This window comes from Micromonospora sp. RTP1Z1 (genome assembly GCF_033804685.1).
Classification (GTDB): domain Bacteria; phylum Actinomycetota; class Actinomycetes; order Mycobacteriales; family Micromonosporaceae; genus Micromonospora.
In genome coordinates this window covers 12,360-30,855 of sequence record NZ_JAPFQV010000025.1, presented here as the reverse complement: position 1 = coordinate 30,855, position 18,496 = coordinate 12,360, and the positions used below count along the sequence as shown (strand labels likewise).

18 protein-coding genes are annotated in these 18,496 nt (G+C 72.9%); 17 read left to right on the top strand and 1 reads right to left on the bottom strand.

What is annotated here, in order from left to right:
* The first annotated feature begins 73 nt into the window (after nucleotides 1-73).
* From infC to argH, 17 genes are all read left to right on the top strand, one after another.
* Nucleotides 74-727, top strand: coding sequence for a translation initiation factor IF-3 (gene infC / locus SLP03_RS14760; RefSeq protein WP_319461158.1), 654 nt, complete (start codon nucleotides 74-76; stop codon nucleotides 725-727).
* Between the two features lie 19 nt (nucleotides 728-746).
* A complete protein-coding gene (gene rpmI / locus SLP03_RS14755; RefSeq protein ID WP_319461157.1) occupies nucleotides 747-941 on the top strand; it encodes a 50S ribosomal protein L35 in 195 nt (64 codons plus the stop codon).
* A 32-nt stretch (nucleotides 942-973) separates the two neighbouring features.
* Nucleotides 974-1,366, top strand: coding sequence for a 50S ribosomal protein L20 (rplT, locus tag SLP03_RS14750; protein ID WP_319461156.1), 393 nt, complete (start codon nucleotides 974-976; stop codon nucleotides 1,364-1,366).
* 29 nt (nucleotides 1,367-1,395) lie between these two features.
* Complete coding sequence (locus tag SLP03_RS14745; RefSeq protein WP_319461155.1) at nucleotides 1,396-2,235, top strand: RNA methyltransferase; 840 nt, start codon at nucleotides 1,396-1,398, stop codon at nucleotides 2,233-2,235.
* 216 nt (nucleotides 2,236-2,451) lie between these two features.
* On the top strand, nucleotides 2,452-3,531 hold the full coding sequence (pheS, locus tag SLP03_RS14740; RefSeq protein WP_319461154.1) for a phenylalanine--tRNA ligase subunit alpha: 1,080 nt from the start codon (nucleotides 2,452-2,454) through the stop codon (nucleotides 3,529-3,531).
* A 39-nt stretch (nucleotides 3,532-3,570) separates the two neighbouring features.
* Nucleotides 3,571-6,117 (top strand): phenylalanine--tRNA ligase subunit beta, encoded by a 2,547-nt coding sequence (gene pheT, locus SLP03_RS14735; RefSeq protein WP_319461153.1) that lies wholly within the window; start codon nucleotides 3,571-3,573, stop codon nucleotides 6,115-6,117.
* Between the two features lie 224 nt (nucleotides 6,118-6,341).
* Nucleotides 6,342-7,553: a nucleotide sugar dehydrogenase gene (locus SLP03_RS14730; protein ID WP_319461152.1), complete on the top strand. Its 1,212-nt coding sequence runs from the start codon at nucleotides 6,342-6,344 to the stop codon at nucleotides 7,551-7,553.
* On the top strand, nucleotides 7,550-8,344 hold the full coding sequence (locus SLP03_RS14725) for a glycosyltransferase family 2 protein (protein ID WP_319461151.1): 795 nt from the start codon (nucleotides 7,550-7,552) through the stop codon (nucleotides 8,342-8,344). Before SLP03_RS14730 ends, SLP03_RS14725 begins: the two co-directional genes overlap by 4 nt.
* Before the next feature lie 8 nt (nucleotides 8,345-8,352).
* Nucleotides 8,353-9,378, top strand: coding sequence for an NAD-dependent epimerase/dehydratase family protein (locus SLP03_RS14720; RefSeq protein ID WP_319461150.1), 1,026 nt, complete (start codon nucleotides 8,353-8,355; stop codon nucleotides 9,376-9,378).
* A 173-nt stretch (nucleotides 9,379-9,551) separates the two neighbouring features.
* The gene (argC, locus tag SLP03_RS14715; RefSeq protein ID WP_319461149.1) at nucleotides 9,552-10,553 is read left to right on the top strand and encodes an N-acetyl-gamma-glutamyl-phosphate reductase; all 1,002 of its coding nucleotides are present in this window, start codon (nucleotides 9,552-9,554) and stop codon (nucleotides 10,551-10,553) included.
* A complete protein-coding gene (argJ, locus tag SLP03_RS14710) occupies nucleotides 10,550-11,722 on the top strand; it encodes a bifunctional glutamate N-acetyltransferase/amino-acid acetyltransferase ArgJ (RefSeq protein WP_319461148.1) in 1,173 nt (390 codons plus the stop codon). The genes argC and argJ overlap by 4 nt, the downstream gene beginning before the upstream one ends.
* Nucleotides 11,723-11,780: 58 nt before the next feature.
* Nucleotides 11,781-12,671 (top strand): acetylglutamate kinase, encoded by an 891-nt coding sequence (gene argB, locus SLP03_RS14705; RefSeq protein ID WP_319461147.1) that lies wholly within the window; start codon nucleotides 11,781-11,783, stop codon nucleotides 12,669-12,671.
* Nucleotides 12,668-13,942 carry an acetylornithine transaminase gene (locus SLP03_RS14700; protein ID WP_319461146.1) on the top strand — a complete coding sequence of 425 codons (1,275 nt, stop codon included), beginning with the start codon at nucleotides 12,668-12,670 and terminating at the stop codon, nucleotides 13,940-13,942. The genes argB and SLP03_RS14700 overlap by 4 nt, the downstream gene beginning before the upstream one ends.
* On the top strand, nucleotides 13,939-14,865 hold the full coding sequence (gene argF / locus SLP03_RS14695) for an ornithine carbamoyltransferase (RefSeq protein WP_319461145.1): 927 nt from the start codon (nucleotides 13,939-13,941) through the stop codon (nucleotides 14,863-14,865). Before SLP03_RS14700 ends, argF begins: the two co-directional genes overlap by 4 nt.
* A complete protein-coding gene (locus SLP03_RS14690; protein WP_319461144.1) occupies nucleotides 14,862-15,374 on the top strand; it encodes an arginine repressor in 513 nt (170 codons plus the stop codon). The genes argF and SLP03_RS14690 overlap by 4 nt, the downstream gene beginning before the upstream one ends.
* Nucleotides 15,371-16,576 (top strand): argininosuccinate synthase, encoded by a 1,206-nt coding sequence (locus SLP03_RS14685; protein WP_319461143.1) that lies wholly within the window; start codon nucleotides 15,371-15,373, stop codon nucleotides 16,574-16,576. The genes SLP03_RS14690 and SLP03_RS14685 overlap by 4 nt, the downstream gene beginning before the upstream one ends.
* A gap of 14 nt (nucleotides 16,577-16,590) precedes the next feature.
* On the top strand, nucleotides 16,591-18,054 hold the full coding sequence (argH, locus tag SLP03_RS14680) for an argininosuccinate lyase (RefSeq protein ID WP_319461201.1): 1,464 nt from the start codon (nucleotides 16,591-16,593) through the stop codon (nucleotides 18,052-18,054).
* A 41-nt stretch (nucleotides 18,055-18,095) separates the two neighbouring features.
* On the opposite strand, the gene SLP03_RS14675 is transcribed toward argH, so the two are convergent.
* Nucleotides 18,096-18,449: an MmcQ/YjbR family DNA-binding protein gene (locus SLP03_RS14675; RefSeq protein WP_319461142.1), complete on the bottom strand. Its 354-nt coding sequence runs from the start codon at nucleotides 18,447-18,449 to the stop codon at nucleotides 18,096-18,098.
* Between the last annotated feature and the right edge of the window lie 47 nt (nucleotides 18,450-18,496).

Genomic DNA, 18,496 nt, shown 5'->3' with positions numbered 1-18,496 from the left:
CCACCCGGGAGCCCGCGGGGTCGGCCACGCAGGAGAACGGACTCGAGGAGGCCCCATCAGCGTCGAACCACGCGTGAACGAGCAGATCCGGGCACGTGAGGTCCGACTGGTCGGTCCCGAGGGTGAACAGGTGGGCATCGTCCCGCTGGAGCGCGCCCTTCAGCTGGCCTCGGACGTCGACCTGGACCTGGTCGAGGTTGCGCCGATGGCGCGCCCGCCGGTGTGCAAGCTCATGGACTTCGGCAAGTTCAAGTACGAGAGCGCACTGAAGGCGCGCGAAGCGCGGCGTAACCAGCAGCAGACCGTCATCAAGGAGATGAAGCTCCGGCCGAAGATCGACCCGCACGACTACGAGACCAAGAAGGGTCACGTGGTGCGGTTCCTCAAGGCCGGCGACAAGGTCAAGGTGACGATCATGTTCCGCGGTCGCGAGCAGAGTCGCCCGGAGCTGGGTTACCGGCTCCTGCGCCGGCTCGAGTCCGAGATCACGGAGCTGGGATACGTCGAGGCCGCTCCGAAGCAGGACGGTCGAAACATGATCATGGTTCTCGCTCCGCACCGGGCCGTCAAGGCCTCCGCGGTCGCCGCCACGGCGTCCCGCGGCGGGCCCCGGGAACGGGCCGCGGAGGAGTCTGGCGAGACCCCGGAGGCCGGCGAGACCCCGGAGGCCGGCGAGACCGCAGCAGCCGGCGAGACCGGCCCGACCGCTGACACCAGCGGCCAGTAACAGGGAGAAGACGTTCCACATGCCGAAGATGAAGAGCCACACGGGTATGGGCAAGCGGGTCAAGGTGACCGGCAAGGGCAAGATCGTTGCCCAGCAGGCCGGCCTTCGCCACAACCTGGAGAAGAAGCCCTCCACCCACACCCGGCGGCTGACCGGCACGGTCGAGCTGGCCAAGGCTGACGTCAAGCGAATCAAGAAGCTGCTCGGCCGCTGACGCGCGCCACCTTCACGTAACTAGGAGTTGAGATGTCACGCGTCAAGCGGGCTGTGAACGCCCACAAGAAGCGTCGTACCCTGCTCGAGGCCGCAAGCGGTTACCGCGGTCAGCGCTCCCGGCTGTACCGCAAGGCCAAGGAGCAGGTGCTGCACTCGATGCAGTACGCCTACCGGGACCGTCGTGACCGCAAGGGCGACTTCCGGCAGCTGTGGATCCAGCGGATCAACGCTGGCGCCCGGGCCAACGGCATGACCTACAACCGGCTGATCCAGGGCCTGCGGCTGGCCGGCATCGAGGTCGACCGCAAGATCCTGGCCGACCTGGCCGTCAACGACGCCGCGGCGTTCGCCGCGATCGTCGAGCTGGCCCGCGCCGCCGTGGCGGCCGAGGGCACCGGTGGCGCCGCGGCCCAGGCCGCCTGATCCACCCGCAGCAGATCGAGGCGTCTCCCATGCAGTCACCATCGCGCGGGAGGCGCCTCGACGCTGTCCCCGGCCCGTTCACCCCGCGTACCCCCAGGGTTGCCGCCGCCCGCCGGCTGCACCGCCGCCGGGACCGCGAGGCCACCGGCCGGTTCCTGGCCGAGGGACCGCAAGCCGTCCGCGAGGCCCTGGCGCGCCCCGGGACGGTCACCGAGCTGTTCGGTACGCCGGCCGCCCTCGACCGGTACGCCGACCTCGCCGCGCAGGCGGCCCGTGCCGACGTACCGGTCTCCGAGGTGACCGACGAGGGCCTCGCCGCGCTCGCCGAGACCGTCGCCCCGCAGGGCCTGGTCGCCGCCTGCCGGCACCTCGACATCCCCCTGGACACCGCCCTGTCCCGGCGTCCGCGCCTGATCGCGGTGCTCGCCGAGATCCGCGACCCGGGCAACGCCGGCACCGTGCTGCGCACCGCCGACGCGGCCGGCGCCGGGACGGTGGTCTTCGCCGGTGACGCGGTCGACCCCTACAACGGCAAGTGCGTGCGGGCCTCCGCCGGCAGCCTCTTCCACGTCGACGTGGTCCGCGCCCCCGACCCGCGCCACGTGGTGGACGCGCTACGGGCCGTCGGGCTCTCCGTCTTCGCCACCACCGGGTACGGCGACACCGACCTCGACGAGCTGGCCGACGCCGGCCGGCTCGCCACCCCCACCGCCTGGCTCTTCGGCTCCGAGGCGCACGGGTTGCCCGAGGAGTTGACCGCCGCCGCCGACGCCCGGGTCCGGGTGCCGCTGCACGGGCGCGCCGAGAGCCTGAACCTGGCTGCGGCCGCCGCCGTCTGCCTGTACGCTTCAGCGAGAGCACTGCGCTGACCCTCGGTCGCGTGGTTCAGACAGCAGGGGAGTCGTCCGCATGATGAACGCGCCACGGCGTTCGTTTAGCCAGCCCGCCGGTGTCGGCGGGCGGCGGGCCTGACCCTTCCTCCTGCGCGTAACTCCCACCGGCGGGCTGCGGCACAGCCGCGCGTCCGTAGACTCGCCTAGCCACCCGTGAGGGTCGGCGCCGCCGTGAGGGAGTGCCCGTACGCCATGAGCTACCGCAACGATCCGTACGACCCGAAGCAGGTCGCCCTGCTCGACCCGGACGCCCTGGCCGACGCCGTGGCCGACGCCGAGAAGGCGTTCGCCGCCGCCGCCGATCCGGACACGTTGGCCGCGCTGCGTCCCGCGCACCTCGGTGACCGGTCCCCGGTCTCGCTCGCGCGCCGGGAGATCGGCGCGCTGCCGCCGGCCGCGAAGTCCGACGCCGGCAAGCGGGTCAACGAGGCCCGCCGCGCTGTCGAGGCCGCGTACGCCGCCCGGCAGGAGACGCTGGAGCGCGAGCAGGCCGAGCGGATGCTGGTCGAGGAGCGGGTCGACGTGACCCTGCCGTACGACCGCCGGCCGCGCGGCGCCCAGCACCCGCTGAGCACCCTGATGGAGCAGATCAGCGACTTCTTCGTCGGGATGGGCTACGAGGTGGCCGAGGGGCCCGAGGTCGAGCTGGAGTGGACGAACTTCGACGCGCTGAACATCCCCGCCGACCACCCGGCCCGCGGCCTGATGGACACCTTCCACATCGCACCGCCGGAGGGCGCGGAGAGCTCCGGGCTGGTGTTGCGCACCCACACCTCGCCGGTGCAGGCACGCACGATGCTGACCCGCAGGCCGCCGATCTACGTCATCGTGCCCGGTCGGGCCTACCGCACCGACGAACTGGACGCCACCCACGCCCCCGTCTTCCACCAGGTGGAGGGGCTGGTGGTGGACAAGGGCATCACGATGGCGCACCTGCGTGGCACCCTGGACCACTTCGCCCGGGCGATGTTCGGGCCGGAGGCGAAGACCCGGTGGCGGCCGCACTACTTCCCGTTCACCGAGCCGTCGGCCGAGTTCGACGTTTGGTTCCCGGAGCACCGCAGGGGGCCGCAGTGGGTCGAGTGGGGCGGCTGCGGCATGGTCAACCCGCGGGTGCTGCGGGCCTGTGGCATCGACCCGGAGGTCTACTCCGGATTCGCCTTCGGCATGGGCATCGACCGGACGGTGATGTTCCGGCACGGGGTCGGCGACATGCGGGACATGGTCGAGGGGGACGTGCGGTTCACCCGCGCCTTCGGGGCCGGGGCGTAGGCGATGCGGGTACGGACAACGGAGACGGTGGTCTGAGTCATGCGAGTTTCTGTCAGTTGGCTGCGGGAGTGCGTCGACCTCCCCGCCGACCTGCCCGTCGGTGATCTGGAGCAGGCGCTGGTCGACCTCGGCATCGAGGTCGAGTCCATCGTGGACCTGCGGGAGACGGTCACCGGTCCGCTGGTGGTCGGCGAGGTCCTGGAGATCGAGGAGCTAACCGGTTTCAAGAAGCCGATCCGGTTCTGCCGGGTCGACGTCGGCGCCGCCAACGGCACCGGCGAGCCGCAGGAGATCGTCTGCGGGGCCCGCAACTTCGCCCCCGGCGACCGGGTCGTGGTGATCCTTCCCGGCGGCGTGCTGCCCGGCGGCTTCGTCATCGGCGCCCGCAAGACGTACGGGCACAACTCCAACGGCATGATCTGCTCGGCCAAGGAGCTGGGCCTGGGCGACGACCACTCGGGCATCATCGTGCTGCCCGAGGACACCAAGGCCTCGCCCGGCGACGACGCCCGCCCGGTGGTCGGCCTCGACGACGTGGTGGTCGAGCTGGAGATCACCCCGGACCGCGGGTACGCGCTGAGCGTCCGCGGCCTAGCCCGCGAGCTGTCGCACGCTCTCGGGGTGCCGTTCCGCGACCCGGCCCTGGCGCCAGCGCCCGGCGCCACCGAGCGGCCGGCGTACCCGGTCGAGGTGCGGGACACGGTCGGCTGCGACCGGTTCGCCGCCCGGATGGTCCGCGGCATCGACCCGACCGCGCAGACCCCCGGCTGGATGGCGCAGCGGCTCACCGTGGCCGGCATCCGCAGCATCTCGCTGCCGGTCGACATCACCAACTACCTGATGCTCGAACTGGGCCAGCCGATGCACGCCTTCGACGCCGACCGGATCAGCGGGCAGCTGGTGGTCCGCCGCGCCGAGCCGGGGGAGAAGCTGATCACCCTGGACGGGGTCACCCGGACCCTGGCCGCCGAGGACATGGTGATCTCCGATGACACCGGCCCCATCTCGCTCGCGGCGGTGATGGGCGGCGAGACCAGCGAGGTCATCGCCTCCACCACCGACGTGCTCTTCGAGGCGGCGCACTGGGATCCGGCCATGGTGGGCCGCACCGCCCGGCGGCACAAGCTGTTCAGCGAGGCGGCGAAGCGCTGGGAGCGGGGTGTCGACCCGACCCTGCCGCCGGTCGCCCTGGAGCGGGCGGTGCGGCTGCTCAGCGAGCACGCTGGCGGCACGGTCGGCGCGGAGATCCTCGACATCAAGCACGTCCGGCCGCGTACCCAGGTCACCCTGCCGGCGGACCTGCCGTCCCGGCGGGTCGGGGTGGCGTACTCCCCGGAGCGGGTGGTCGAGCTGCTGGAGCAGGTCGGCTGCACCGTCACCCGGGGCGCCGACCGGCTCGCCGAGGATCCTGGCGAGGTCGGGGTGGCCGTCGGGAGCGGTGACGTGCTCAGCGTGACCCCGCCGAGCTGGCGGCCCGACCTCACCGACCCGGCGGACCTGGTCGAGGAGGTGGTCCGCCTCGACGGGTACGACCGGGTGCCGTCGGTGCTGCCGACCGCGCCCGCCGGCCGCGGCCTGACCTGGCAGCAGCTGCGCCGCCGGGCGGTCGCCCGGTCGCTCGCCGAGCGTGGGTACGTCGAGGTGCTTGCACACCCGTTCGTCTCCGCCGAGCTGTTCGACCAGCTCGGCCTGCCGGCCGACGACCCGCGCCGGCGGGCGGTGCGGGTGGCCAACCCGCTGTCCGAGGAGGAGCCGCTGCTGCGGACCACGCTGCTCGGCCCGCTGCTCGGCATCCTGAAGCGGAACGTCGGTCGGGGCCTGCGCGACGTGGCGATCTACGAGATCGGCGCGGTGTTCCACCCGCGTCCGGGCGCCGGCGCGCCGCCGGCCATGGGCGTGGACCGTCGGCCGTCCGACGCCGAGTTCGCCGCCGCCGACGCGGTGGTGCCGGACCAGCCGCGGCACGTCGCCGTTCTGCTCGCCGGTGACATCGAGCCGGCCGGCTGGTGGGGCGCGGGCCGGGCGGCCGGCTGGGCGGACGCGGTCGAGGCCGGCCGCGCCGTCCTCGCCGCCGCCGGTATCCCGGCCGACCGGGCGATCGTCCGGGCCGCCGAGTACGCCCCCTGGCACCCGGGCCGCTGCGCCGAGCTGCTGGTCGACGGCATGGTGGTCGGGCACGCCGGTGAGCTGCACCCGACCGTGGTGGCGACGCTGGAGCTGCCGCGCCGCACCAGCGCCATGGAGCTGAACCTGGACGCGCTGCCCGCCGCGCCGATGGTGTCCGGTCCGGCCATCTCCACCTTCCCGCCGGCGCTGATCGACGTGGCGCTGGTGGTGGACGATTCGGTCCCGGCCGTCGAGGTGCAGCGGGCCCTCACCGAGCGGGCGGGCCCGCTGCTGGAGGGCGTCCGGCTCTTCGACGTGTACGCCTCCGACCAGCTCGGCGCCGGCCGCAAGTCGCTGGCGTACAAGCTGACGTTCCGGGCTCCGGACCGGACGCTGACCGTCGAGGAGGCGCTGGCCGCCCGCGACGCGGCGGTCGCCGAGGCGGCCTCCCGCTTCGGCGCCACCCTGCGCGGCGCCTGACCGGTACGGCGCACGGCCCCGATCCGGCACCTCCGGGTCGGGGCCGGCCGCCGTCGTCTCTCGCCGCTCGTGATCCGGCTGGTGCCCGGCGTCACGGATGGGCCGAAAGGTCAGCGGCGACGGCATCTTCGGCTACCCACGGCGCACCTGCGAGCGGTTAACCTGCTTGGATTCCGGCTATCGCCGGGAACACACCCCCGCCACCCCCCCACGGGAGTCCAGCCATGTCCGAGGATCCGGGTCCGCCGCCCCTCTCCGTCGACGTCTGCATTGTCGGCGGCTGCGGTCGGGTCGGTCTGCCGCTGGGCATCGCCTTCGCCTCCCGCGGCCTCTCCGTCGTCCTGTACGACATCAACGCCGAGGCCGTCGCCACGGTGAACGCCGGCACCCTGCCCTTCGCCGAGCCGGGCGCCGCCGAAGTGCTGGCCGAGGCGGTGACCGCCGGCCGGCTGCGGGCCACCACGGATCCGGTCAGCGTGGGCACCTCCGAGCATCTGGTGGTGGTGGTCGGCACCCCGGTCGACGAGCACCTCAACCCGGACCTGGGCGCGGTGCCCCGGGCCCTGGAGCGCTGCGCCGAGCACCTGCGCGACGGACAGCTGGTGGTCCTGCGCAGCACCGTCTATCCGGGCGTCACGGCGCTGACCGAGAAGCTCCTCGCGAGCAAGGGCATCCGCGCCGACGTGGCGTTCTGCCCGGAACGCATCGCGGAGGGCCGGGCGATGACCGAGCTGTTCACGCTGCCGCAGATCGTCGCTGCCCGTACGCCGCCCGCGCTGGCCCGGGCGGAGAAGCTGTTCCGCCACCTCACCGAGGAGATCGTCCCGCTCGAACCGGAGGAGGCGGAGCTGGCGAAGCTGTTCACGAACACCTGGCGGTACATCAAGTTCGCTACCGCCAACCAGTTCTGGATGATGGCCAACGACTTCGGGCTGGACTTCGCCCGGATCCGGCACGCGGTGGCCCACGACTACCCGCGCGCGGCCGACCTGCCGATGCCAGGCTTCGCCGCCGGCCCATGCCTGTTCAAGGACACCATGCAGCTGGCCGCGTTCAACCGGAACAACTTCGTGCTCGGACACTCGGCGATGCTGATCAACGAGGGGCTGCCGCTGTACCTGGTCTCCCGACTGGAGGACCGGTTCGACCTGTCCGAGCTGACCGTGGGCATCCTCGGCATGGCGTTCAAGGGCGGCAGCGACGACCCCCGGGAGAGCCTGGCCTACAAGCTGCGCAAGATCCTGGCGCTGAAGACCCGGGAGACCCTCTGCACCGACCCGTACGTGGCCGACGAGCGCCTGGTCGACCTGGACGAGGTGCTGCGCCGGTCGGACCTGCTGGTCATCGCCGCCCCGCACGAGCAGTACGCCCGGCTGGAGACCGACCTCCCGGTCATCGACATGTGGGGCCTGACCGGGACGGGGGTGCGGGTGTGACGCCGCGGGTGTCGGTGATCGTGCCGGTGTACAACGAGGGCGAGGCGATCCTGCGCTGCCTGGAGCGGGTGCTGCGCGAGATGCTGCTTCCGGCCGAGGTGCTGATCGTGCACGACATGCCGGAGGACACCACCGTTCCGTACGTCGAGCAGATCGCCCGGACCGATCCTCGGGTGCGTGCGGTGCTCAACACCTACGGCCGGGGTCCGGCGAACGCTATCCGGTTCGGCATCGACGCCGCGCTCGCCCCGGTCGTCGTGGTCACCATGGCCGACGGCTGCGACGACCCGCGCCAGATCGACGAGCTGGCCCGGCTGGTGGACCGGGGCGTGGTGGTGGCCGCCGCGTCCCGCTACATGCCCGGCGGCCAGCAGGTGGGCGGCCCCCGGCTGAAGCGGATGATGTCCCGTTGGGCGGGGCGCAGCCTCTACACCCTGGCCCGGGTCGGCACCCGGGACGCCACCAACAGCTTCAAGGCCTACGACACGGCGTTCGTGCGGGAGGTGGGGATCGAGTCGCGCACCGGGTTCGAGATCGGCCTGGAGTTGACCGCCAAGGCCAACCGGCTGCGGCTGCCGGTCGCCGAGATCCCCACCATCTGGCTGGACCGACCGCTGGGCGAGTCCCACTTCGACCTGGGGCGGTTCCTCCCCGGCTACCTGAAGTGGTACTTCTTCGCCTACGGTCGACGGCTGAGCCGGGAGAAGCTCACCGCCGGCACCGCCGCGGCGGCCGTGCCGGCCCCGCGCGACCCGCAGGACATCAGCACCGAGTACGAGAAGACCGCTTAGGAGCGCACGTGGCGAAGGTCCTGGTAACTGGTTCGGCCGGCTTCATCGGCGGTTACCTGGTGGAGGAGTTGCTGGACCGGGGCCACGAGGTGGTCGGGGTCGACAACTTCTCCAAGTACGGCCCGGTCACCCACAGCTACGACGACCACCCGCGGTTCCGCTTCGTGGAGGGCGACGCCCGCGACGTCGACCTGCTCACCGGGCTGCTGGACGGCTGTGACCACCTGGTGGCCGGCGCGGCGATGATCGGCGGCATCTCCTACTTCCACGCGTACGCCTACGACCTGCTCGCCACCAACGAGCGGATCATGGCGGCCACCTGCGACGCGGCCATCCGCGCCCACCGGGACGGCAGCCTGGCGAAGGTCACCTACCTCTCCTCCTCCATGGTCTTCGAGTCCACCGAGCACTGGCCCAGCAAGGAGGGCGACGAGCGGCGCATCCCGCCGCCGCTGTCGTCGTACGGGTTCCAGAAGCTCGCCGTGGAGTACTACGCCCGGGCCGCCTGGGAGCAGTACCAGCTGCCGTACACGATCGTCCGGCCGTTCAACTGCGTCGGTGTGGGGGAGGGGCGGGCGCTCGGCCATGCCGAGGTGCTCTCCGGCAACGTCAAGCTGGCCATGTCGCACGTGGTGCCCGACCTGGTGCAGAAGATCGTCAAGGGGCAGGACCCGCTGCACATCCTCGGCGAGGGCCACCAGGTGCGGCACTACACCTACGGCGGGGACCTGGCCCGGGGCATCGCCACCGCGGTCGAGCATCCGGCGGCCCGCAACGAGGACTTCAACCTCTCCACCGCGGAGTCGACCAGCGTGCTGGAGCTGGCCGAGCTGATCTGGCGCAAGATCAAGGGCCCGGAGGTGCCATTCCGGCACGTCTCCGACGAGCCCTTCCAGTACGACGTGCAGAAGCGGGTGCCGGACGTGACGAAGTCCCGTGAGGTGCTCGGCTTCACCGCCACCACCTCGCTGGACGAAATGCTCGACGAGGTCATCCCGTGGGTGAGCCGGGCGGTCGAGGAGGGCCGCCTCTGACGTCCGCCCCGTTCGTCCCCGGACGGCCCGTGTCGCTCCCCGCGACGCGGGCCGTCGGCGTTCGTACCGGGTGACCGGCGTCACCTAACCATTTCCATGCAGTGAGACGTATAAACTTGCAGCGAGTCATTCCCGTCCACTAGCCTCTTCTGCATAGTCATGCGGAGGTGAGTATGGGCATCCGAGTCGCGGTCGCGGGAGCGAGCGGGTACGCCGGCGGCGAGCTGCTGCGCCTGGTCGCCGGGCACCCGGAGCTCGACCTGGTCGCCGCCACCGCGCACCGCCAGGCCGGCCAGCCCGTCACCGCCGTACACCCGCAGCTCGCGGGCCTCGACCTGACGCTCGGGGCGACCGACCCGACCATCCTGGCCGACGCGGACCTGGTCTTCCTGGCCCTGCCGCACGGCGAGTCGGCGGCCCTGGCCGCCGCCCTGCCGGAGACGGTCAAGGTGGTCGACCTCGGCGCCGACCACCGGCTGCGCGACGCGGACGCCTGGGCCCGCTACTACGGCGGCGGGCACGCCGGCGCCTGGACCTACGGCCTGCCCGAGCTGCCCGGCCAGCGGGCCGAGATCGCCGCCGCCGACCGGGTGGCCAACACCGGCTGCTACGCGGTGGCCACCACCCTGGCCCTCGCGCCGCTGATCGCCCTCGGCGCGGTGGCACCCACCGACGTGGTCGTGGTCGCCGCCTCCGGCACCTCCGGCGCCGGCCGGGCCGCCAAGGCCCACCTGCTCGGCAGCGAGGTGATGGGCGACCTGTCGCCCTACAAGGTCGGCGTCCACCAGCACGTGCCGGAGATCAAGCAGGCTACGGGCGCGACCAGCCTCTCCCTCACCCCGGTGCTCGCTCCCATGCCGCGGGGCATCCTCGCCACCGTCACCGCGGTGCCCACCGGCGACGCCGACCCGCGCGAGGTGCTCGCCGCGGCGTACGCGGAGGCCCCGTTCGTCCACGTGCTGCCCGAGGGCGCCTGGCCGCACACCGCCGCCACCGCCGGCTCGAACTCCTGCCACCTCCAGGCCACGGTCGACGTCGACTCCGGTCGGATGATCGTGGTCAGCGCCATCGACAACCTCGGCAAGGGCGCCGCCGGCCAGGCCGTGCAGAACGCCAACCTCATGCTCGGCCTTCCCCAGACCACCGGACTCTCAGTCTTCGGAGTAGCACCATGACCGTGACCACGCCGAGGGGCTTCCGGGCGGCCGGCGTCGCCGCGGGCCTCAAGACCAGCGGCGCCGCCGACATCGCCCTCGTCGTCAACGACGGCCCCGACGCCGGGGTCGCCGGCGTCTTCACCGCCAACCGGGTCAAGGCCGCGCCGGTGCGCTGGACCCAGCAGGTGGTCCGGGGCGGCGTGGTCCGCGCCGTGGTGCTCAACTCCGGGGGCGCGAACGCCTGCACCGGCCCCGCCGGCTTCCAGGACACCCACGTCACGGCCGAGCACACCGCCGCCTCGCTCACCGCCAGCAGCCCCCGGCTGATGCTCGGCGCCGGTGAGGTGGCGGTGTGCTCCACCGGGCTGATCGGCGAGCGGCTGCCGATGCAGAAGCTCCTCCCCGGCGTGCGCACCGCCATCCGCGGGCTCGCCCGGGACGGCGGCGCCGCGGCGGCCGAGGCGATCATGACCACCGACACCCGGCCCAAGACCGCCGTCGCGAGGGGCGGCGGCTGGACCGTCGGCGGCATGGCGAAGGGCGCCGGCATGCTCGCCCCGGCCATGGCCACCATGCTCTGCGTCCTCACCACCGATGCCGTGGCCGGGCCGGAGACCCTCGACGCCGCGCTGCGCGCCGCCACCCGCGTCACCTTCGATCGGATCGACTCCGACGGGTGCATGTCCACCAACGACACCGTGCTGCTGCTGGCCAGCGGCGCGTCCGGCCTCGAGCCGACCGAGGCCGAGCTGGCCGCCGCGGTCACCGCCGCCTGCCACGACCTGGCCCAGCAGCTCATCGCCGACGCCGAGGGCGCCACCAAGCAGATCGCCATCGACGTGGTCGGCGCGGCCGGCGAGGACGACGCGGTGGAGGTGGGCCGCTCGGTGGCCCGAAACAACTTGGTCAAGGCCGCGCTCTTCGGCAACGACCCGAACTGGGGTCGGATCCTCGCGGCCGTCGGCACCACCTCAGCCGCGTTCCAGCCGGACGGCGTGGACGTCGCGGTCAACGGGGTCTGGGTCTGCCGCTCCGGCGCCGCCGCCGAGGACCGGTCCAAGGTCGACCTGACCGGGCGGGACGTCACCATCCGGATCGACCTGCACGCCGGCGACGCGGCCGCGACGATCTGGACCAACGACCTGTCGCACGCGTACGTGCACGAGAACTCGGCGTACTCGTCGTGAGCGCGAGGAATGCAGCGCAGCGGAGTCCCGCAGTCGCGAACGGAAAGTCGGCGCGGACATGAGCCTCTCCGCGGACCTCACCCGGGCCCAGGCCAAGGCCGAGACGCTGATCGAGGCCCTGCCCTGGCTGGCCCGTTTCTCCGGCGCCACCGTCGTGGTCAAGTATGGCGGCAACGCCATGGTCGACCCCGAGCTGCGGCGCGCGTTCGCCGCCGACATGGTCTTCCTCCGGTACGCCGGCCTGAAGCCGGTCGTGGTGCACGGCGGCGGGCCGCAGATCTCCGCCATGCTGGGCCGGCTCGGCATCGCCAGCGAGTTCAAGGGCGGCCTGCGGGTCACCACCCCGGAGGCGATGGACGTCGTCCGGATGGTGCTGGTCGGTCAGGTCGGCCGGGAACTGGTCGGCCTGATCAACGCGCACGGCCCGTTCGCCGTCGGCCTCTCCGGCGAGGACGCCGCGCTCTTCACCGCCGTCCGCCGCCCGGCGTTCGTCGACGGGGAGCCGGTCGACGTCGGGCAGGTCGGCGACGTGGAGTCGGTGAACGTCTCCGCGGTGGCCGACCTGATCGCGGCCGGCCGGATCCCGGTGATCTCCACCGTCGCGCCGGACGCCGACGGGGTGCTGCACAACCTCAACGCCGACACGGCCGCCGCCGCTCTCGCCGTCGCCCTGGACGCCCGCAAGCTGGTCGTCCTCACCGACGTCCCCGGCCTGTACGCGGACTGGCCGGACACCGCCAGCCTGGTCAGCGAGATCAGCACGGACGACCTGGCGAAGCTGCTGCCCACCCTGGAGTCGGGGATGGTCCCCAAGATGGAGGCCTGCCTGCGGGCGGTGTGCGGGGGAGTGCCCGCCGCGCACGTCGTCGACGGCCGGGTCGCCCACTCCACGCTGCTCGAGGTGTTCACGTCGGAAGGATTCGGCACGATGGTCGTGCGCGCGTCATGAGCACGCTGGTGGAACGCTGGGGTAAGTCCATGATGGACAACTACGGCACGCCGCCGCTGGCGCTGGTCTCCGGCTCCGGCGCCGTGGTGACCGACGAGGCCGGCCGGGAGTACGTCGACCTGCTCGGCGGCATCGCGGTGAACGCCCTCGGCCACGCCCACCCGGCCGTGGTGGCCGCCGTCTCCAAGCAGGTCGCCACCCTGGGTCACGTCTCCAACCTCTTCGTCGCCGAGCCGCCGGTGGCCCTGGCGGAGCTGCTGCTGGCCCTGGCCGGTCGACCCGGCCGGATCTTCTTCGCCAACTCGGGCGCCGAGGCGAACGAGGCGGCGTTCAAGCTCTCCCGGCTCACCGGCCGCACCCACGTGGTCGCCGCCGCCGGCGGCTTCCACGGCCGCACGATGGGCGCCCTCGCGCTCACCGGCCAACCGGCCAAGGCCGACCCGTTCCGCCCGCTCCCCGGCGACGTCACCCACGTCCCGTACGGCGTCACCGCCGCCCTGGCGGCCGCGGTCACCGACGCCACCGCGATGGTGATCCTGGAGCCCATCCAGGGCGAGAACGGCATCGTCGTCCCGCCGGCCGGCTACCTCGCCGAGGCGCGGCGGATCACCGCCCGGCACGGTGCGCTGCTGGTGCTCGACGAGGTGCAGACCGGCATCGGCCGTACCGGGCACTGGTTCGCCCACCAGGCCGAGGGCGTCGAGCCGGACATCGTCACCCTGGCCAAGGGCCTCGGCGGTGGCCTGCCGATCGGCGCCTGCCTGGCCTTCGGGCGGGCCGCCGAACTGCTCGGCCCCGGCTCGCACGGCACCACCTTCGGCGGCAACCCGGTCAGCTGCGCGGCCGCCCTCGCCGTGGTCGCCACCATCGCCAGCGAGGGGCTGCTCGACCACGTCAAGCGGGTCGGCGAGCGGCTGCGCCGGGGCGTCGAGGGGCTCGGCCACCCGCTGGTCGCCGACGTCCGCGGCGCCGGACTGCTGCTCGGCATCGTGCTGGCCGAGCAGGTCTCCGGCGCGGCGGCGACCGCGCTGCGTGAGGCGGGCTTCCTGGTGAACCCGGTCCAGCCGGACGTGGTCCGGCTGGCCCCGCCGCTGATCCTCACCGCCGACCAGGTCGACGCCTTCCTCGCGGCCCTCCCCGCCGCCCTGGACGCCGCCACCCCCGCCCCGATGGCGGACCTTGGGGCCGAATGGGCCCTGGAGGGGCCGCGATCCTCCACGATCGCACCGACGAGCCCGACCACGACGAGCGCCACGGAGGTCAGCGCATGATCCGGCACTTCCTGCGGGACGACGACCTGACCCCGGCCGAGCAGGCGGCGGTGCTCGACCTGGCCGTCCGGATGAAGGCCGACCGGTTCGCGTACAAGCCCCTCGACGGGCCGCGGTCGGTGGCGGTGCTCTTCGACAAGCAGAGCCTGCGCACCCGGATCTCCTTCGACGCCGGCATCGCCGAGCTGGGCGGCCACCCGCTCGTGGTGGACACCCAGGTCACCCACTTCGGTCGGGGCGAGACCCTGGCCGACGCCGGCCGGGTGCTCTCCCGCTACGTCGCCGCGATCGTGCTGCGCACCCACGGCGACGACCGGATCGCCGAGGTCGCGTCGCACGCCACCGTGCCGGTGGTCAACGCGCTCACCGACGACTACCACCCCTGCCAGCTCCTCGCCGACCTGCTCACCGTCCGCGAGCGGTTCGGCGCCGTCGCCGGGCGGACCCTCGCGTACGTGGGGGACGCGGCGAACAACATGGCCCACTCGTACCTGCTGGCCGGGGCCACCGCCCGGATGCACGTCCGAATCGCCGGCCCGGTCGGCTTCCAGCCCGACCCCGAGATCGTGGCCCGGGCGGAGAAGATCGCCGCCGGCGCCGGCGGCTCGGCCCGGGTGCTCACCGACCCGGTCGAGGCGGTACGCGGCGCCGACGTGCTGGCCACCGACACCTGGACCTCGATGGGCCAGGAGTCCGACGGGCTGGACCGGATCACCCCGTTCCTGCCGTACCAGGTCAACACCGCGCTGCTCGACCACGCCGCGCCGGACGCCATCGTGCTGCACTGCCTGCCCGCCCACCGGGGCGAGGAAATCACCGACGAGGTCCTCGACGGGCCGCGCAGCGCGGTCTTCGACCAGGCGGAGAATCGCCTGCACGCCCAGAAGGCGCTGCTGACGTTTCTCCTGGAGGCCTCCTCATGACCGCCCCGCTGACCCGTACCGCCCGGCACGCCCGCATCGTCGAGCTGATCCGCGACAAGGCGATCCACTCGCAGACCGAACTGGCCGACCTGCTCGCCGGCGACGGCATCCAGGTCACCCAGGCCACCCTCTCCCGGGACCTCAAGGAGCTGGGGGCGGTCACCGCGCGCGGCGGCGACGGCCGGGCCGTCTACCTGATCCCCGAGGACGGCCACCGGCCGCTGCGCGACGCCGAGGCCGCCCCGGCCCGGCTCGTCCGGCTGCTGCGCGAACTGCTCAACGGGGTCGACTCCAGCGGCAACATCGCCGTGCTGCGCACCCCACCGGGCGCAGCCCACTACCTGGCCAGCGCGTTGGACCGAGCGGGCCTGCCCGAGATCGTCGGCACCATCGCCGGCGACGACACCATCCTCGTCGTGGCCCGCGAGGCCCTCGGCGGGGCCGCGCTCGGCGAACGGCTCGCCGGCTGGGCCCACCGGGAAGACAACGTTGAAGGGAGCACAACATGACCGAGCGGGTCGTCCTGGCGTACTCCGGGGGTCTCGACACCTCCGTCGCCATTCCGTACCTGGCCGAGCAGACCGGCGCCGAGGTGATCGCGGTCGCGGTCGACGTCGGGCAGGGCGGCGAGGACCTGAACGCGATCCGGCAGCGCGCCCTGGACTGCGGCGCCGTCGAGTCCGAGGTGGTCGACGCGCGCGATGAGTTCGCCGCCGACTACTGCCTGCCGGCAATCCAGGCCAACGCCCTCTACATGGACCGGTACCCGCTGGTCTCCGCGCTGTCCCGGCCGCTGATCGTCAAGCACCTGGTCGCCGCGGCCCGCAAGCACGGCGGCACCATCGTGTCGCACGGCTGCACCGGCAAGGGCAACGACCAGGTCCGCTTCGAGGTCGGCCTGAGCGCGCTCGCCCCCGACCTGAAGATCGTGGCCCCGGCCCGGGATTTCGCCTGGACCCGGGACAAGGCGATCGCCTTCGCCGAGGAGAAGGGGCTGCCGATCGACGTGTCGGCCAAGTCGCCTTACTCCATCGACCAGAACCTGTGGGGCCGCGCGGTGGAGACCGGCTTCCTGGAGGACATCTGGAACGGCCCCATCGAGGACCTCTACTCGTACACGTCCGACCCGGCCGAGCCGCGGGACGCCGACGAGGTCGTGATCACCTTCGACGCCGGTAACCCGGTCGCCATCGACGGCGAGACCGTCACCCCGTACCAGGCGATCCTGGAGCTGAACCGGCGCGCCGGCGCCCAGGGTGTGGGCCGGCTCGACATGGTCGAGGACCGCCTCGTCGGCATCAAGAGCCGCGAGGTGTACGAGGCGCCCGGCGCGATCGCGCTGATCACCGCGCACCAGGAGCTGGAGGCGGTCACCGTCGAGCGGGACCTGGCCCGGTTCAAGCGTGGCGTCGACCAGCGCTGGGGCGAGCTGGTCTACGACGGCCTCTGGTTCTCGCCGCTGAAGAACTCCCTCGACGCGTTCATCGCCGACGCCCAGCAGCACGTCTCCGGCGAGGTGCGGCTCACCCTGCACGGCGGCCGGGCCACCGTCACCGGTCGGCGCTCCGAGGCGAGCCTGTACGACTTCGGCATGGCCACCTACGACACCGGCGACACCTTCGACCAGTCCCTGGCGAAGGGCTTCGTGCAGCTCTGGGGCCTCCCCAGCAGGATGGCCGCCGCGCGGGACGCCCGGCTGGGTGGCTCCTGATCGTGGGGACCACAATGGGTGGGGTGGACGACAAGAGCCTGACCGAGAACAGCGCCGCCACCAACCGGACGAGCCTGTGGGGCGGCCGGTTCGCCGGCGGCCCCGCCGAGGCCCTCGCGCGGCTGTCGGTGAGCGTCCAGTTCGACTGGCGCCTCGCCCCGTACGACATCGCCGGCTCCCGGGCGCACGCCCGGGTGCTGGCGGGCGCCGGCCTGCTCGACCCCGACGAGCTGGGCCGGATCCTGGCCGCGCTGGACGACCTGGAGGCCGCCTGCGCCTCCGGGCAGTTCCGGCCGACCGTCGACGACGAGGACGTGCACACCGCCCTGGAACGCGGCCTGCTGGAGCGGCTCGGCAGCCTCGGCGGCAAGCTGCGCGCCGGGCGGTCCCGCAACGACCAGGTCGCCACCGACCTGCGGCTCTACCTGCGCGACCACGCCCGGGGTGTGGCCGCCCGGCTGGTCGAGCTGGCCGATGCCCTGGTCGAGCAGGCCGAGCGGCACGTGGACACGGCCGCGCCCGGCATGACGCACCTCCAGCACGCCCAGCCGGTCACCTTCGGGCACTGGCTGCTCGCCCACGTGCAGCCGCTGCTGCGCGATCTGGAGCGGCTGCGCGACTGGGACCACCGGGCGGCGATCAGTCCGCTCGGCGCGGGCGCGCTCGCCGGCTCCGGCCTGCCGCTGGACCCGGTGGCCGTCGCCAAGGAGCTGGGCTTCCGGACGTCCTTCGCCAACTCGATGGACGCGGTCGCCGACCGGGACTTCGTCGCCGAGTTCCTCTTCGTCACCGCGATGGTCGGCGTGCACCTGTCCCGCCTCGGCGAGGAGGTGGTGCTCTGGACATCGCACGAGTTCGGCTGGGTGGAGCTGGACGACTCCTTCGCCACCGGCTCGTCGATCATGCCGCAGAAGAAGAACGCGGACATCGCCGAGCTGGCCCGGGGCAAGTCCGGCCGCCTGGTCGGCGGCCTGATGAGCGTGCTCACCATGCTCAAGGGCCTGCCGATGACGTACGACCGGGACATGCAGGAGGACAAGGAGCCGGCCTTCGACGCGGTCGACACCCTGGAGCTGCTGCTGCCGGCCCTGGCCGGGATGATCTCCACGATGACCGTCCGGGTGGACCGCCTCGTGGCGGCCGCCCCGGTCGGCTTCTCGCTGGCCACCGAGGTGGCCGACTGGCTGGTCCGTAGGGGCGTGCCGTTCCGCGACGCGCACGAGATCACCGGCAAGCTGGTCGCCCTCTGCGTGGCCCGGGACTGCGCCCTGGACGAGGTCTCCGACGCCGACCTGGCGACGGTGAGCGAGCACCTCCGCCCGTCGGTGCGCGACGTGCTGTCGGTCCGCTCCGCGCTCGCCGCCCGCACCACGCCCGGCTCGACCGGCCCCGGCCCGGTCGCCGACCAGCTTGCCGCCGCCGCGGACAAGCTGGTCGGCTGGCGGGAGTGGGCCGCCGAGCGGGTCGTCCCCCGCTGAGGTCGTGGGGGTCGGCGCGGGTGGTCCACCCGCGCCGACCCTCAGGCCGTCGGGCGCTCCCGCTTCGGCAGCTTCGCCACCACCGCGTCGTACGACCCGTCGACGGCATCGGTCAGTTCCTCGTCGTCGATCCCGCCGCCGAGGCGCAGCGTGTTCCAGCCGGACCGCCCGATGTACGGCGACGCCTTCGCGTCGTCCGGGAACCGGTGCAGCCATTCGTCGGCGACGTCCCGGCTCGGGCCGCATTTCACGCCCACCCTCGCGTCGCCGTCGGGGGAGCCGAGGAACGCGAAGATCCGGCTCCCCACCTTCACCACCTCGTCGCCCTCCCACGGCCGGTCCAGCCAGGCGCCCGGCTTGGCCAGGCAGTACGCCAGCATCTCCTCGCGCGTCATCGCGTCCTCCCCTGACGAATTGCCCGCCCAGTCTCACCCGAGGCTGC

What these genes read in the sequence shown, in the direction of transcription:
- rpmI (WP_319461157.1), top strand. Translation starts at nt 747, where the DNA reads ATGCCGAAGATGAAGAGCCACACGGGTATGGGCAAGCGGGTCAAGGTG.
- rplT (WP_319461156.1), top strand. Translation starts at nt 974, where the DNA reads ATGTCACGCGTCAAGCGGGCTGTGAACGCCCACAAGAAGCGTCGTACC.
- SLP03_RS14745 (WP_319461155.1), top strand. Translation starts at nt 1,396, where the DNA reads ATGCAGTCACCATCGCGCGGGAGGCGCCTCGACGCTGTCCCCGGCCCG.
- pheS (WP_319461154.1), top strand. Translation starts at nt 2,452, where the DNA reads ATGAGCTACCGCAACGATCCGTACGACCCGAAGCAGGTCGCCCTGCTC.
- pheT (WP_319461153.1), top strand. Translation starts at nt 3,571, where the DNA reads ATGCGAGTTTCTGTCAGTTGGCTGCGGGAGTGCGTCGACCTCCCCGCC.
- SLP03_RS14730 (WP_319461152.1), top strand. Translation starts at nt 6,342, where the DNA reads ATGTCCGAGGATCCGGGTCCGCCGCCCCTCTCCGTCGACGTCTGCATT.
- argC (WP_319461149.1), top strand. Translation starts at nt 9,552, where the DNA reads ATGGGCATCCGAGTCGCGGTCGCGGGAGCGAGCGGGTACGCCGGCGGC.
- argJ (WP_319461148.1), top strand. Translation starts at nt 10,550, where the DNA reads ATGACCGTGACCACGCCGAGGGGCTTCCGGGCGGCCGGCGTCGCCGCG.
- argB (WP_319461147.1), top strand. Translation starts at nt 11,781, where the DNA reads ATGAGCCTCTCCGCGGACCTCACCCGGGCCCAGGCCAAGGCCGAGACG.
- SLP03_RS14700 (WP_319461146.1), top strand. Translation starts at nt 12,668, where the DNA reads ATGAGCACGCTGGTGGAACGCTGGGGTAAGTCCATGATGGACAACTAC.
- argF (WP_319461145.1), top strand. Translation starts at nt 13,939, where the DNA reads ATGATCCGGCACTTCCTGCGGGACGACGACCTGACCCCGGCCGAGCAG.
- SLP03_RS14690 (WP_319461144.1), top strand. Translation starts at nt 14,862, where the DNA reads ATGACCGCCCCGCTGACCCGTACCGCCCGGCACGCCCGCATCGTCGAG.
- SLP03_RS14685 (WP_319461143.1), top strand. Translation starts at nt 15,371, where the DNA reads ATGACCGAGCGGGTCGTCCTGGCGTACTCCGGGGGTCTCGACACCTCC.
- argH (WP_319461201.1), top strand. Translation starts at nt 16,591, where the DNA reads ATGGGTGGGGTGGACGACAAGAGCCTGACCGAGAACAGCGCCGCCACC.
- SLP03_RS14675 (WP_319461142.1), bottom strand. Translation starts at nt 18,449, where the DNA reads ATGACGCGCGAGGAGATGCTGGCGTACTGCCTGGCCAAGCCGGGCGCC.